Genomic DNA, 13,775 nt, shown 5'->3' on the forward strand with positions numbered 1-13,775 from the left:
CAAACGCTCCGCCTTGCCTCGCAAGCCCCGATCCCGTAAGACGCACCCATCTGGCCCCGGACAAACCGGGGCTTTGCTTTGTTCGCGCGCGCCGCATCCGGCCGCGCCCCGGCGGAGGACCGCTCACCTTGGCCAACGTGGTCGTTGTCGGCTCGCAATGGGGCGACGAAGGAAAAGGCAAGATCGTCGACTGGCTCTCCGAGCAGGCCGATGTGGTGGTTCGCTTCCAGGGGGGCCACAATGCGGGCCATACCCTGGTGGTGAACGGCGTCACCTATAAGCTCTCGCTGCTGCCCTCGGGCGTGGTGCGCCCCGGCAAGCTTTCGGTCATCGGCAATGGCGTGGTGCTCGATCCCCAGGCGCTGGTGGATGAACTCGCCCGCCTCGCGGCTCAGGGCGTCGTCGTCGGCCATGAGCGTTTGCGCATCGCCGAGACCACCCCGCTGATCCTGCCCTTGCACCGCGAGCTGGACGCCCTGCGCGAAGGCGCCAATCCCGGCACCCGCATCGGTACCACCAAGCGCGGCATCGGCCCGGCTTATGAGGACAAGGTGGGCCGCCGCGCGATCCGCCTCGTGGACCTCGCCGACCTGTCGAGCCTGCCGGCCAAGGTCGAGCGCCTGCTCAGCCATCACAATCCCCTGCGGCGCGGCCTCGGCCTGGACGAGGTGGATTCGGCGGCGCTGATCGCCGAGCTGGAAGCCATCGCCCCCAAGGTCCTGCCGTTCATGGACCGGGTGTGGGAACTGCTCGACAGGGCGCGCCGCGACGGCAAGAAGATCCTGTTCGAAGGCGCCCAGGGCGCGCTGCTGGACATCGACCACGGTACCTATCCCTACGTCACGTCGTCCAACACCGTCGCCTCCGGCGCGGCGAGCGGATCGGGCGTCGGCCCGGGGGCGCTGGACTATGTGCTCGGCATCACCAAGGCCTACACCACGCGCGTCGGCGAGGGCCCGTTCCCGTCCGAGCTGACGGACGAGGTGGGCAAGACGCTCGGCACCAAGGGCCGCGAATTCGGCGTCGTCACCGGCCGCCCGCGCCGCTGCGGCTGGTTCGACGCCGTGCTGGTGCGCCAGACCGTGAAGACCTGCGGCATCCACGGCATCGCGCTGACCAAGCTCGACGTGCTGGACGGCTTCGAGGAGCTGAAGGTGTGCGTCGGCTACCGGCTCGACGGCAAGGAGATCGATTATCTCCCGGCCGAGAGCGGCCAGCAGGCCCGCGCGGTGCCGATCTATGAGACCATTCCCGGCTGGAAGGAATCCACCGCCGGCGCGCGCTCCTGGGCCGATCTTCCGGCCGAGGCGGTGAAATATGTGCGCTGGGTCGAGGAACTGATCGGCTGCCCGGTGGCTGTGCTTTCGACGAGCCCGGAACGGGATGACACAATTTTGGTGCAAAATCCGTTTCAAGCTTAACCAAAGCTTTGCTGATCTCCTCCAATCTTAAGCGCTGATGGCTGATTATTACCCGCTCCTGGTTCGCGCGATCGCCGGTCTCCCGTCCAACACGGCCGAGACGCGGAAGATCATGTTCGACCGCGCGCGGAACACGCTCCTGAAGCAATTGCGCGGCGTCGAGCCGCCATTGCCCGAAGGGGAGATCACCCGCGAGCGCCAGTCGCTGGAAGAGGCCATCCGCCGGATCGAAGCGGAGCAGAAGGCTCTTTCCCCGGTGGCGGAACCGCCCGCCCCGCCGGAGCCGCCCCCGCCCCCCGAACCTGTGGCCGCTCCGCCGCCGGAACCGGCCGCCGCCGCGCAGCCGCCGGTTTCCACCGGCGCCGAGCCGCCGCGCCGCCGCCTCGGCGAAAACCTCGCACGCCCGAGCTTCTCCCCGCCGTCCGAGAACGAGGCGCCGGATGCGGCGACGGACGACAGCGCCACCGACCAGCGCCCGACCCTCGGCAAGCCCAAGGTCGCGAGCCGCACCCCGCGTCCGCGCATGCCGGTCTCCGACGATGCCAAGGCCAGCGGGCGCGGCCGCCGCACGCTGATCTATTTCGCCCTGGCCATCCTGGCGGTCGGCGGCATCGCGCTCGGCGTGGTCAATCACGAAACCCTGGAGCAGCTCGTCTTTTCGCGCTCGGCCGCCCCGCCGGCGCCGGCCCAGCAGGGCGCCGATGCCGCGCGGCCCGCGAGCGAGCCGGCCAAGAGCGCGGATCGCGTCGCCCAGGCGTCCGGCGATGCCGCCCGCCGTCCGCCGCCGATGCCGCAGCGCCCGACCAGCGGCACCCAGCGCGCGGTCCTGTTCGAGGAAAGCGCCTCCGGTCCGCAGGGCCTGCAAAGCTATGAAGGCACGGTCACCTGGAAGACCGAGACCTTCAACGCCGGACCCGGCCTGCCGCCCGACACCGGCATTCGCGCGGAATTGCAGATTCCCGAACGGCGCATGGCGCTTTCGTTCGTGCTGCGGCGCAATACCGACCAGACCCTGCCGGCTTCGCACACCATCGAGATCGGCTTTACCCTGCCGGCGGACTTCCCCTATGGCGGCATCACCAATGTGCCCGGCATCCGCATGAAGCAGACCGAAGGCGCCCAAGGTGCGCCGCTGGTGGGCTTGTCCGTGCGGGTGAACCCGACCTATTTCCTGGTGGGCCTCTCGGCCGTGCCGGCGGATCGCCAGCGCAATATCCAACTGCTTCAGACCCGGCCGTGGATCGACATTCCGGTGGTCTATACCAATAACAAGCGGGCGATCATCGCGTTCGAGAAGGGCGCGCCGGGGGAACAGGCGTTCCAGGATGCCTTCACCGCCTGGGGAGAATGGCAGCCGCAGGTCTCAGCCCCGCCGCCGCTGGACGCCGGCACGGCCCCCATGACCGCGCCCCTAGCCGCGCCCGCGCCGGGCGGCGGCTGATCCGGGGCTTTTCTCCCCGCCTCACGAGGGCGGCGGCATGCGCTTCCTTCTTGAGCTGACGCATCGTCTCGGCGCGCGCCCTCTCAGCCGGCCTTCTGTGTCCGCAAGCCCTTGAGCTTGTACAGCGCCTCCAGCGCCTCGCGCGGCGTGAGGCTGTCGGGATCGAGCCCGTCCAGCGCCGTCAGAGCGGGATCGGGCGCCCGCGCCGCGGCGGGCGGGTCCGGCCGGCGGGCGGCGGCGAACAAAGGCAGCTCGTCCAGCAGCTTCTGCGCCGGCGCCGCCCGCTCCGCCGCTTCCAGTTCCGCCAGCACGGATTTGGCGCGGGCGATCACCGCAGGCGGCAGGCCGGCGAGCTTCGCCACCTGGATGCCGTAGGAGCGATCCGCCGCTCCGGCGATCACCTCATGCAGGAACACCACGTCGCCCTGCCATTCCGCCACCTTCACGGTGGCGTTCATCAGCCGCTCGCAGCGCTGGGTCAGGGCGGTCAATTCGTGGAAATGGGTGGCGAACAGGGCCCGGCTGCGGTTGATCTCGTGCAGGTGCTCCAGGCTCGCCCAGGCGATCGACATGCCGTCGAAGGTGGAGGTGCCGCGCCCGATCTCGTCGAGGATCACCAGCGAGCGCGGGGTCGCCTGGTTCAGGATGGCGGCGGTCTCCACCATTTCCACCATGAAGGTGGAGCGGCCGCGCGCCAGATCGTCCGCCGCGCCGACGCGGGAAAACAGGCGATCCACCACCCCCAGCCGCGCGGCGCGCGCCGGCACGAAGGCGCCGGCCTGCGCCAGCACCGCTATCAGCGCGTTCTGGCGCAGGAAGGTGGACTTGCCCGCCATGTTCGGGCCGGTCACGAGCCAGATCCGGCCGGCCTCCTTGCCGGGCGGGGCGGACAGATCGCAATCATTGGCGACGAACGGCCCGCCGCCCTTCGCCAGCGCCTGCTCCACCACCGGATGGCGTCCGCCCTGGACCTCGAAATCGACGCCACCGGTCATCTCCGGGCGCACATGGCGCTCGTCCACGGCGAGGCGCGCGAGGCCGGCGAACACATCGAGTTCCGCAAGAGCCTCGGCGGCGGCGCGGATCGCGCCCGCCTGCGCCACCACGGCGGCGGCGAGGCGGTCGAAAATATGCTGCTCCAGCGCGAGCGATCGCTCGCCGGCGCTGGCGATGCGGCTTTCCAGATCGCCTAGTTCCACGCTGGTGAAGCGCACCGCGCCGGCCAGCGTCTGGCGATGCACGAAGGTGGCGGAAAACGGCGCCTCGCGCAGGCGCTCGCCATGCTGGGCGGTGACCTCCACGAAATAGCCCAGCACCGCATTGTGCCGGATCTTCAGGGAGCGGATGCCGGTCTCGTCCACATAGCGCCGCTCCAGCGCCGCCACCACGCGCCGGCTCTCGTCGCGCAGCGCCCGCGTCGCGTCGAGGTCGGCATCGTAGCCCGCGCGGATGAAGCCGCCATCGCGGCGGGTGAGCGGCGGCTCGTCCTCCAGGGCGGCGGCAAGGTCGCGCGCCAGCTCCCGGTCCATGCCGGCCAAAGCGAGGATGGCGCGGGCCAGATCGCGCGGCGGCTCGTCGACAAAGGCGGCGGCGAGCGCGAACCCTTCCTCCAGCCCCCGGCCGACGGCAGCAAGGTCGCGCGGGCTCGCCCGGCCGAGGGACAGCCGGGAGAGGGCGCGCGCCAGATCCGGCGCCCCGGCCAGCCCGCGCCGCAGAACGGCGAGGATCTCGGCATTGCCGGCGAGAAATTCCACCGCATCGTGCCGCGCGCGGATGGCGGCAAGATCGGTGAGCGGCTCGGAAATGCGCCGTGCCAGCAGGCGCGCGCCGGCGGCGGTCACAGTGCGATCGACGGCGGCGAGGAGCGAGCCGCGTCGCTCGCCGGCGAGCGTGCGCACCAGCTCCAGATTGGCGCGCGTGCCGGCATCGATCAGCATCAGGGCGCCGTCGGCCTCGCGCACCGGCGGTGCCAGGGCCGGCCGCGCGCCCAATTGGGTGCGCTCCACATAGGCGACGATGGCGGCGGCGGCGATCAGCTCGGCGCGGGAGAAGGCGCCGAATGCCTCCAGCGTCGCGACGCCGAAGAAGCCCGCGAGCCGGCCTTCCGCGCCCGCGCCCTCGAACCCCTGGCGCGGCAGGGGGGTGACGGCGGGAAGCTGATCCCAGATCTCGCGCAGGTCGCCGTCTTCATACAGCGCGTCCGAGATCAGGACTTCCGCCGGCTCGATGCGGGCAAGGTCGGCGGTAAGGTCGGCGCGATTGGTGGAGACCACGCGGAAGCCGCCGGTGGAAACGTCCGCATAGGCCAGCGCATAGGCATGGGCATCGCCCTCCCCACCGGCGCGGGTGCGGGCGACGGCGAGCAACACATTGTCGCGCCGCGCGTCGAGCAAGGCGTCCTCGGTGAGGGTGCCGGGGGTGACGAGGCGGGTCACGTCCCGCCGCACCACGCTTTTGCCGCCGCGCTTGCGCGCCTCCGCGGGATCTTCCAGCTGCTCGCACACCGCGACGCGGAAGCCGAGCGCGATCAGCTTGTGGAGATATTCCTCCGCCCGCGACACCGGCACGCCGCACATGGGGATGTCCTCGCCCAGGTGCTTGCCGCGCTTGGTGAGAACGATGCCCAGCGCCTGGGAGGCCTGCTCGGCATCCTCGAAGAACAATTCGTAGAAATCGCCCATGCGGTAGAACAGCAGGCAGTCGGGATTGGCCGCCTTGATCTCCACGAACTGGGCCATGACCGGCGTGACATGCCCTTCGGCGGCGCGCGGCGCCTGAGCCTTTGCGGCGCGCGCGCCCTCCCCCGCCGCGGCCGGGACGGGATCGCTTTCGACGGGATCGGCTTGCGGATGGAGCCCTTCGCTGGTCATGGCCGCAGGCTAGAGCACGCGGCCGGGCAAGGAAATCGCGCCGCCGGCGCTTTCCCCCGTCATTGGGGGCCGGCGAGGGAAAAGGGCGCTCCTTCCCTCATCCCTCGGAGAGGCCCGGCCGTGACCGCCCCCTGTCCGACGCAAGGGCGCGAAAGGAATGCGCGAAAGGGGGCGCGCGCAAACGAAAAAGGCGCGGCACCCGAAGGTACCGCGCCCATGTCGGACCCGTGCGGCGCGCCGGGGCAACCGGCCGCCCCGCCCGGTCACATCAGCTGGCGCAGCAGGATGTAGAGCCCGCCGGAGAGGATGATCGCCACCGGCAGCGTGAGCACCCAGGCCATGGCGAGGTTGCGCACGGTGGAGAGCTGGAGACCGGACTTGTTGGCCGCCATAGTTCCCGCGACGCCCGAAGAGAGGACGTGTGTGGTGGAAACCGGAAGGCCATACATGTCGGCGGCGAAAATGGTGCCCATGGCGACCAGTTCCGCGGAACCGCCCTGGGCGTAGGTGAGATGGGTCTTGCCGATCTTCTCGCCCACCGTCACGACGATGCGCTTCCAGCCCACCATTGTGCCGAGGCCAAGGGCGATGGCCACCGCCACCTTCACCCACAGCGGTATGAATTTCGTGGCGTTGTCGAGGGCGCGCTTGAAGGCGGCGAGGTTGTCGCTGGTCTCGGTATCGAAGGTGGGTTCCTTCTGGCGGCCCATCAGGCGGATGGTTTCCGAGGCCAGATACATGTCGTTGCGCATGTTGGGCACGGCAGCGGCAGGCACCTGGGCGAGCGTCTCGTGATTGCCCACCAGGGCGGAGATTTCACCCGCCACGGCGGCGAGGGCCGGCACCGTTTCAGGGCTCAGCTTGCGGTCGCGCACATAATCGGTCAACGCCTGGCGCGGATCGGCGGGCGCGGCGGCATTGTTGGAGGCCTTGACCAGCGACGCCTGGGTCACCGAGGCGAGGGCGCGGAACTGGGCGACGTCGGTGGAATCGATGGCCCGGTTCAAAGCATAGGCCGTGGGCACGATGCCGATCAGGATCAGCATGATGAGGCCCATGCCCTTCTGGCCGTCGTTCGAGCCGTGGGCGAAGGAAACGCCCGTGCAAGTGAGCACCAGCAAGCCGCGGATCCACCACGGCGGCGCATGATTGGGCTTGGGCTCGGCATAGAGGGCGGGGTTCTTGATGAGCACCTTCATGGTCAGCAGCAGCAGGCCGGCGGCGAAGAAGCCGACCACCGGGGAGAGCAGCAGCGCATAGCCCACATTGGCGGCCTGGCTCCAGTCCACGCCGGCGACGCCGCTCTTGCCCTGGATGAGCTGGTTGGCGATGCCGACGCCGATGATCGAGCCGATCAGGGTGTGGGAGGAGGAGGCCGGCAGGCCGAGATACCAGGTGCCGAGGTTCCAGATGATGGCGGCGATCAGCAGGGCGAACACCATGGCCATGCCGGCGCCGGTGCCCACGTGCAGGATGAGTTCCACCGGCAGAAGTGAGATGATGCCGAACGCCACCGCACCCGAGGACACCAGCACGCCGAGGAAGTTCCAGCCGCCGGACCACACGACCGCGAAATGGGCGGGCAGCGAATTGGTGTAGATCACCGTCGCCACCGCGTTCGCGGTGTCGTGGAAGCCGTTCACGAACTCGAAGCCGAGCGCGATCAGCAGCGCCAGCAGCAGCAGCATGAACGGCGCGAAGGTGAGCACGCCCGGGGAGGCCGCCTGCACGTCGGTCCAGATGGACCACACCGTGTAGCCAAGGCCACCGATCAGCAGGGCGAAGAAGATGAAAATCTCCGGTGCGCCGTTCTTGCGATCGAGCTTCACCGGCTTTTCGCGATGCGCGTGGCCGTGCGCCGCCCCATGGGCATGCGCCGGTTTCGCAGCAGTGTGCGCCGTCATCGAACCCCCCTCAACCGACCCGGGAAAACCTTCCGTTACCTCGCACCAGCCCGTGACACGCGCATGACGCGTTGCAGCATAAAGATTTGTGCGGCTGGGCGTGGGGTGGGGGAAAAGGCGGGAAAGGTCTTTGCCGGATCAGGCCGGAGGCATCAGGCTACGCCGAGGCGGCGGCAGATCAGGTCCAATTGGTCGAGGTCGCCATAGCGGATGCGCAGTTCGCCCGCCTCGCCCCTGGCCTGGAGGCTCACCGCCAGCCCGAGCGCATCCGTGAGGCGCTTTTCCAGCGCGCGGGTATCGGCATCCTTGGGGGCGGGGGCGGGCTTGGGCGCCGGCGCGGCGACAAGCGCGTCCCGCACCTTGCCCATGGCCTCCACGTCCCGCACGCTCAGGCCCTTCTCCACCACGTCACGGGCGATGCTGGCGGGATCGTCATGGGCCAGGAGGGCGCGGGCGTGGCCGGCGGAGAGGCGTCCCTCGGCGAGATAGGCCTTCACGCTTTCGGGCAGCTTCAGCAGCCGCAAGGTGTTGGTGATGTGCGAGCGGCTCTTGCCGATGACCTTGGACAGATCGAGCTGGGTATAGTCGAACTGCGCCATCAGGGCCTCGTAGCCCAGGCCCTCTTCCACCGGGTTCAGATCGGCGCGCTGCACATTCTCGATGATGGCGATTTCCAGCGCCTCGCGGTCGGTGAGCTCCAGCACCACCACCGGCACCTCGTGCAGGCCGGCGCGCTGGGCCGCGCGCCAGCGCCGTTCGCCGGCGACGATCTCGAAACTGCCCGGATGGTCCGCCACCGGACGCACCACGATGGGCTGGATGATGCCTTTCTCGCGGATCGAGCTGGCCAGATCGTCCAGCCCCTCCTCCAGGAAGGTGCGGCGCGGGTTGCGCGGGTTGGCGCGCACGAATTCGATCGGCACCTTGCGCGTCCCCGCGCCCTTCTGGCTGGGCGCGGGACGGGTATCGTCCTGCCCCATGTCGCCGATCAAAGCCGCGAGCCCCCGGCCGAGCCGCGAGCGGCCTTCTTCCGCCATGTCCTTCTTCCCCATTGGAACGTGCCGCCTCAGGCCGCGACCGCGCGGGCGGCCCGCTCGCGCTGGATGACTTCGGAGGCCAGCCGCAGATAGGCCTGCGAGCCCGCGCATTTCAGATCATAGAGCAGCACCGGCTTGCCATAGGACGGCGCTTCCGAGACCCGCACATTGCGCGGAATCACGGTCTCGTAAACCTTGTCGCCCATGAACTGGCGCACGTCCGCCACCACCTGGTCGGAGAGATTGTTGCGCGCGTCATACATGGTCAGCACGATGCCGTGGATGGTGAGATCGGGATTGAGGGCGGTGCGCGCCTGCTCCACGGTCTTCAGCAATTGGGAGAGGCCCTCCAGCGCGAAGAACTCGCATTGCAGCGGCACCAATATGGCATGGGCCGCCGCCATGGCGTTCACGGTGATGAGCGAGAGCGAGGGCGGGCAATCGATCAGCACATAGGTGAATTTCGGCGCCGCCGGGTCGTTCGCCATGTCGCGCAGGGCGTTGCGCAGGCGGAAGGCGCGGTCGCGCTCATTGGCGATTTCCAGCTCCAGGCCGGAAAGATCCAGCGTGGAAGGGGCGACGAACAGGGAGGGCACGCCGGTGTCGACGATCGCCTGCGCCAGGGTGGCGTCGCCGCTCAGCACGTCATAGGTGGACAGCTTGCGCCGGCCGCGATCGATGCCGAGGCCGGTGGAGGCGTTGCCCTGGGGATCGAGATCCACCACCAGCACGCTCTCGCCGATGGCCGCCAGCGCCGTGCCGAGATTGATGGCGGTGGTGGTCTTGCCCACCCCGCCCTTCTGGTTCGCCAGCGCCAGGATGCGCGGCGTGACGCCGCCGACGATGGGGGCGGTGACGGAGGAATCAGTCATGTGCGCTTCCGCGTAGGTGTCCGCCGGGGACGGCCGGGGACGGGACCGCTTTGAGGGCGCGCGTCACAACCAGGATCTTCCCGTGGGGATCGCTGAGGCTGTCGCGCAGTTCGAGATCGAGTGTCCAGTCTTTGCGGGCTTCGGTCAATTCGCGCTGCCAATCCTTGCCCTTCGGAAAGATCCCGACGGCGCCGGCGGCGAAAAACGGCGCGGCGAGCGCCAGCAATTTGGGAAGCGGCGCCAGAGCGCGGGCGGAAACCACCTGTTTTCCAGGCGCCAATGCCTCCGCCACCTGCTCGATGCGTTGGGGATGCACGCTCACCGGAAGGTCCGCGAGGCGCGCCGCCTCCCGCAGGAAGGCGGACTTGCGGCTGTCGCTCTCCACCAGATCCATATGACCGCCTTCCCGCTCCGCCAGCACCGCCGCCACCACCAGACCCGGAAATCCGCCGCCGGAACCAAGATCAACCCAGGCGCGAACATCCTCACTCACATTGGTCATAAGTTGCAGAGAATCGGCGATATGGCGCGTCCACAACTCCGGTATGGTGGCGGGGGAAACGAGATTTATCGTTTTCTGCCATTTGGTTAGCAGAGCAGCGATGGTTTCCAGGCGCGAAAATGTTTCACGTGAAACATTTTGCGCGATGGCCGCCCGTGCCGAATCCGAGGTGTTTCTCATGCGCTTTTCGTGCCCATTTCCGCGGCTTTATCGCACGTGAAACCGCAGATTCGGCAGATGGATTTCGCCGAAATCTGCACGCCGGAATTTTGGGCCGGGTTACGGGTTACGTTCCCCAGGATTCACACGGGCGAGTCCCGACCGGGAGGCGCCCTCGGTCTCCGGCCGGAAGGCTCCGCCCCTCCCCTTCCCTCCGCACGCGGACGACGGGGACAAGGTTCAAGGGCGATGATTCGCCCCCACCGGTCTCAGCCCACCGCCTGTGCCGCACCCGCGACCGCTGTTCCGCTTCCCGCCACCGCCGCTTGCCGCCGCGCATACGTGACCAGCAGCGCGAGGGCGGCGGGCGTCATGCCTTCCATGCGGCCGGCCTGGCCGATGGTGCGGGGGCGCACGCGGGCGAGCTTCTGCTTCAGCTCGTTGGAGAGGCCCGGCAGCGGGGCATAGTCCAGCGCCTCGGGCAGGAGCAGGTCCTCGTCGCGCCGCAAGGTGGCGATGTCCGCCGCCTGGCGATCCAGATAGACGGCGTATTTCGCGTCGATCTCCAATTGCTCGGCCAGCGCCGGGCTCAGCGCGGCAAATTCCGGCCAGATGCGCGCCAGCTGCTCCAGCCCGATGTCCGGATAGGCCAGGAGATCGAACGCGCTGCGGCGCTGGCCATCCTTGTTCACGTTCAGCCCGAAGGTCGCCGCTTCGTTCGGCGTCAGGTTCAGCGCGCGGGCCCGAGCGCGGGCGCCGTTCAGCGCGGCCATCTTGGCGGAAAACTGCGCCGCCCGCTCCGCCCCCACGAGGCCGAGCGCCAGGCCCCGCGCGGTGAGCCGCTGGTCCGCATTGTCGGCGCGCAGGGTGAGGCGATATTCGGCGCGCGAGGTGAACATGCGATAGGGCTCGGTGACGCCGCGCGTGACGAGATCGTCCACCATCACGCCGAGATAGCCCTCGGCCCGGTCGATGATGATGCCGTCGCCGGTCTCCCCTGCCCCGCTGCCCGCTCGCCCGGCGCGCCGCGCGGCGTTCAGCCCGGCGAGCAGACCCTGGGCGGCGGCTTCCTCATAGCCCGTCGTGCCGTTGATCTGGCCGGCGAGGAACAGGCCGGGCGCGCGCTTGGCCTCCAAGGTCGGGGCCAGCTCGCGCGGGTCCACATGGTCATATTCGATGGCATAGCCCGGCCGCAGCACCTCCACGCGCTCCAGGCCCGGAATGGTCCGCAGGAACAGGTGCTGCACCTCTTCGGGAAGCGAGGTGGACATGCCATTGGGATAGATGGTCGGGTCGTCCAGCCCCTCGGGCTCCAGGAAGATCTGGTGGCCGTCCCGGTCGCCGAAGCGCACCACCTTGTCCTCGATGGAAGGGCAATAGCGCGGGCCGGTGCTTTCGATGCGGCCGGAATACATGGCCGAGCGCGAGAGGTTCGCGCGGATCACATCGTGGGTCTCTTGCGTGGTGCGGGTGATGCCGCACTGAACCTGCGGGTTGGGCAGGCGCGTGGTGAGGCTGGAGAAGGCCTCCGGCGGCTCGTCGCCGTCCTGCATCTCCAGGCCCGCCCAATCGATGGTGCGGCCATCGAGGCGCGGCGGCGTGCCGGTCTTCAACCGTCCGAGCGCGAGGCCAAGGCGCTTCAGCGTGCCGGAGAGCCCGAGCGCGGGCTTCTCGCCCATGCGGCCGGCGGGGATCTGTACCTCGCCCATATGGATCAGGCCATTGAGGAACGTGCCAGTGGTGAGCACGACAGCGCCGCAGGAAAAGGCGCGGCCATCTGAAAGCCGCAGGCCGGCGACCCGCCCGCCCGCGAGGATCAGATCGTCCGCCTCACCTTCGACGATGGTAAGGTTTTCCTGGGCCGCAAGCGCCGCTTGCATGGCGCGGGCATAGAGCTTGCGATCCGCCTGGGCGCGCGGGCCACGCACCGCCGGGCCCTTGCGCCGGTTGAGCACGCGGAACTGGATGCCCCCCTGATCCGCCACCCGGCCCATGAGCCCATCCAGCGCATCGATCTCGCGCACGAGGTGGCCCTTGCCGAGCCCGCCGATGGCGGGATTGCACGACATGGCGCCGATGGTGCCGGGGCTATGGGTGACGAGCGCGGTGCGCGCGCCGAGGCGCGCCGCGGCCGCCGCCGCCTCGCAGCCCGCATGGCCCCCACCCACCACCATCACGTCGAACACGATTTCCAGCTTGCTCATTCACATCTCGTGGCCCAAGGGCCGTGGGCGGACGCGCCGCCGGATTTTTGGATTGGACCAACAGGAACGGCACTTTCGCGGCGCGGTCAAGGCGGGCGAGACCGCGCGGGCCTGCACCCGAGAAGCGCGAGATGTTTCACGTGAAACATTTTTCTCGGCAAGGTGCCGAGGCGGAAGCAGAACGGCACGCTCCGCCGGCCCCCTCGCTCAAGCCCCCGCACTCCGAATGTTTCACGTGAAACATTCGGGCCTTTGGGCGGGGCGACGCGCGGGGGGCGGAGGACGGAGGGGGCGGAGGCCGGAGGGTCCGCCTACCTCCCAAATGTTTCACGTGAAACATTCCCGTTGGGACCTGACCGCATCGCCCGCGATGCTGCCTCTTTCGACTGCGATTTTGAAGGTGCCGCGCGGGGAGACAGCGGCTGACGTGTCCGCTTACCTCCCAAATGTTTCACGTGAAACATTCTGGGCCCGTAGCCCGTCGCGTCGCTCACGCGGCATCGCCGCCAGGAAAAATCCGGGGCCGATTATTGGATACCCCAAGACCCCTACCTCTCCCCCATGGGGAGAGGTCGACCGCGACAGCGGGCGGGTGAGAGGATGCGCCGCGCCGAACGCAATGCTGGCACCCCTCACCCAACCTTCTCCCGAGGGGAGAGGTAACCTTCGCCGCCCTTGCCGTACGGCTGGCTCATGCCTCGCCAGAATGTTTCACGTGAAACATTCTGGAGCCGTAGCCCGTCGCGCCGCTCACGCGGCCTCGCCGCCAGGAGATATCTGGGGCTGATTATTGGATGCCCTGCCCTACCTTTCCCCGAGGGGGAGAGCCCGACCGCGACAGCGGGCGGGTGAGGGCGCCGCGCCGCGCCGAACGTAATGCCGGCACCCCTCACCCCGCCCCGCTCCCCGAGGGGGAGAGGAGAACGCAGCGCAACGCCCTTCCCCGTCCGCGGCGCCGTACGGCTCACGCCTCGCCGAAATGTTTCACGTGAAACATTCCCGTTGGGACCTGACCGCATCGCCCGCGAACTGCCTCTTTCGACCGCGATTTTGAAGGTGCCGCGCGGGGAGACAGCGGCTGACCTATCCGCTTACCTCCCAAATGTTTCACGTGAAACATTCTGGGCCAGCAGCCTAGCGCACCGCTCACGCGGCGCGCCGGCAAGAGAAATCCGGGCCGATTATTGGATGCCCCCAAGACCCCTACCTCTCCCCCATAGGGAGAGGTCAACCGCGACAGCGGGCGGGTGAGGGACTGCGCCTCGCCGAACGCAATGCTGCACCTCCCCCCACCCCTCCCCCCGACGGGAGAGGGAGAACGCAGCGCAGCGCCTTTCGCCACCCTTGGTGCCGCACGGCTCATGC

Annotated in this window: 8 protein-coding genes; 2 read left to right on the top strand and 6 right to left on the bottom strand. The window is 68.9% G+C overall.

Annotation, left to right across the window (positions count from 1 at the left end; translation table 11 throughout):
• The first annotated feature begins 128 nt into the window (after window positions 1–128).
• Window positions 129–1,421: an adenylosuccinate synthase gene (locus V5F84_RS02050; RefSeq protein ID WP_394043188.1), complete on the top strand. Its 1,293-nt coding sequence runs from the start codon at window positions 129–131 to the stop codon at window positions 1,419–1,421.
• A 37-nt stretch (window positions 1,422–1,458) separates the two neighbouring features.
• Window positions 1,459–2,862: a hypothetical protein gene (locus V5F84_RS02055; protein ID WP_394043189.1), complete on the top strand. Its 1,404-nt coding sequence runs from the start codon at window positions 1,459–1,461 to the stop codon at window positions 2,860–2,862.
• An 83-nt stretch (window positions 2,863–2,945) separates the two neighbouring features.
• Here V5F84_RS02055 and mutS read toward each other — a convergent pair whose 3' ends face one another.
• The 6 genes from mutS to mnmG all read right to left on the bottom strand — a co-directional run bounded on the left by mutS (window position 2,946) and on the right by mnmG (window position 12,410).
• On the bottom strand, window positions 2,946–5,732 hold the full coding sequence (gene mutS / locus V5F84_RS02060) for a DNA mismatch repair protein MutS (RefSeq protein ID WP_394043190.1): 2,787 nt from the start codon (window positions 5,730–5,732) through the stop codon (window positions 2,946–2,948).
• 263 nt (window positions 5,733–5,995) lie between these two features.
• The gene (locus V5F84_RS02065) at window positions 5,996–7,636 is read right to left on the bottom strand and encodes an inorganic phosphate transporter (RefSeq protein WP_394043191.1); all 1,641 of its coding nucleotides are present in this window, start codon (window positions 7,634–7,636) and stop codon (window positions 5,996–5,998) included.
• A 152-nt stretch (window positions 7,637–7,788) separates the two neighbouring features.
• Window positions 7,789–8,673 (bottom strand): ParB/RepB/Spo0J family partition protein, encoded by an 885-nt coding sequence (locus V5F84_RS02070; protein WP_394043192.1) that lies wholly within the window; start codon window positions 8,671–8,673, stop codon window positions 7,789–7,791.
• A 29-nt stretch (window positions 8,674–8,702) separates the two neighbouring features.
• Window positions 8,703–9,545 carry a ParA family protein gene (locus V5F84_RS02075; RefSeq protein ID WP_394043193.1) on the bottom strand — a complete coding sequence of 281 codons (843 nt, stop codon included), beginning with the start codon at window positions 9,543–9,545 and terminating at the stop codon, window positions 8,703–8,705.
• A complete protein-coding gene (gene rsmG, locus V5F84_RS02080) occupies window positions 9,538–10,227 on the bottom strand; it encodes a 16S rRNA (guanine(527)-N(7))-methyltransferase RsmG (protein ID WP_394043194.1) in 690 nt (229 codons plus the stop codon). The genes V5F84_RS02075 and rsmG overlap by 8 nt, the downstream gene beginning before the upstream one ends.
• 248 nt (window positions 10,228–10,475) lie before the next feature.
• Window positions 10,476–12,410, bottom strand: coding sequence for a tRNA uridine-5-carboxymethylaminomethyl(34) synthesis enzyme MnmG (gene mnmG, locus V5F84_RS02085; RefSeq protein WP_394043195.1), 1,935 nt, complete (start codon window positions 12,408–12,410; stop codon window positions 10,476–10,478).
• Window positions 12,411–13,775: the final 1,365 nt, after the last annotated feature.

It is taken from the genome of Roseixanthobacter liquoris (genome assembly GCF_043195135.2).
In the GTDB taxonomy this organism is placed as follows: domain Bacteria; phylum Pseudomonadota; class Alphaproteobacteria; order Rhizobiales; family Xanthobacteraceae; genus NCEH01.

Coding starts and splice junctions, on each gene's coding strand:
- V5F84_RS02055 (WP_394043189.1), top strand. CDS start 1,459: ATGGCTGATTATTACCCGCTCCTGGTTCGCGCGATCGCCGGTCTCCCG.
- mnmG (WP_394043195.1), bottom strand. CDS start 12,410: ATGAGCAAGCTGGAAATCGTGTTCGACGTGATGGTGGTGGGTGGGGGC.
- V5F84_RS02070 (WP_394043192.1), bottom strand. CDS start 8,673: ATGGCGGAAGAAGGCCGCTCGCGGCTCGGCCGGGGGCTCGCGGCTTTG.
- rsmG (WP_394043194.1), bottom strand. CDS start 10,227: ATGAGAAACACCTCGGATTCGGCACGGGCGGCCATCGCGCAAAATGTT.
- mutS (WP_394043190.1), bottom strand. CDS start 5,732: ATGACCAGCGAAGGGCTCCATCCGCAAGCCGATCCCGTCGAAAGCGAT.
- V5F84_RS02075 (WP_394043193.1), bottom strand. CDS start 9,545: ATGACTGATTCCTCCGTCACCGCCCCCATCGTCGGCGGCGTCACGCCG.
- V5F84_RS02065 (WP_394043191.1), bottom strand. CDS start 7,636: ATGACGGCGCACACTGCTGCGAAACCGGCGCATGCCCATGGGGCGGCG.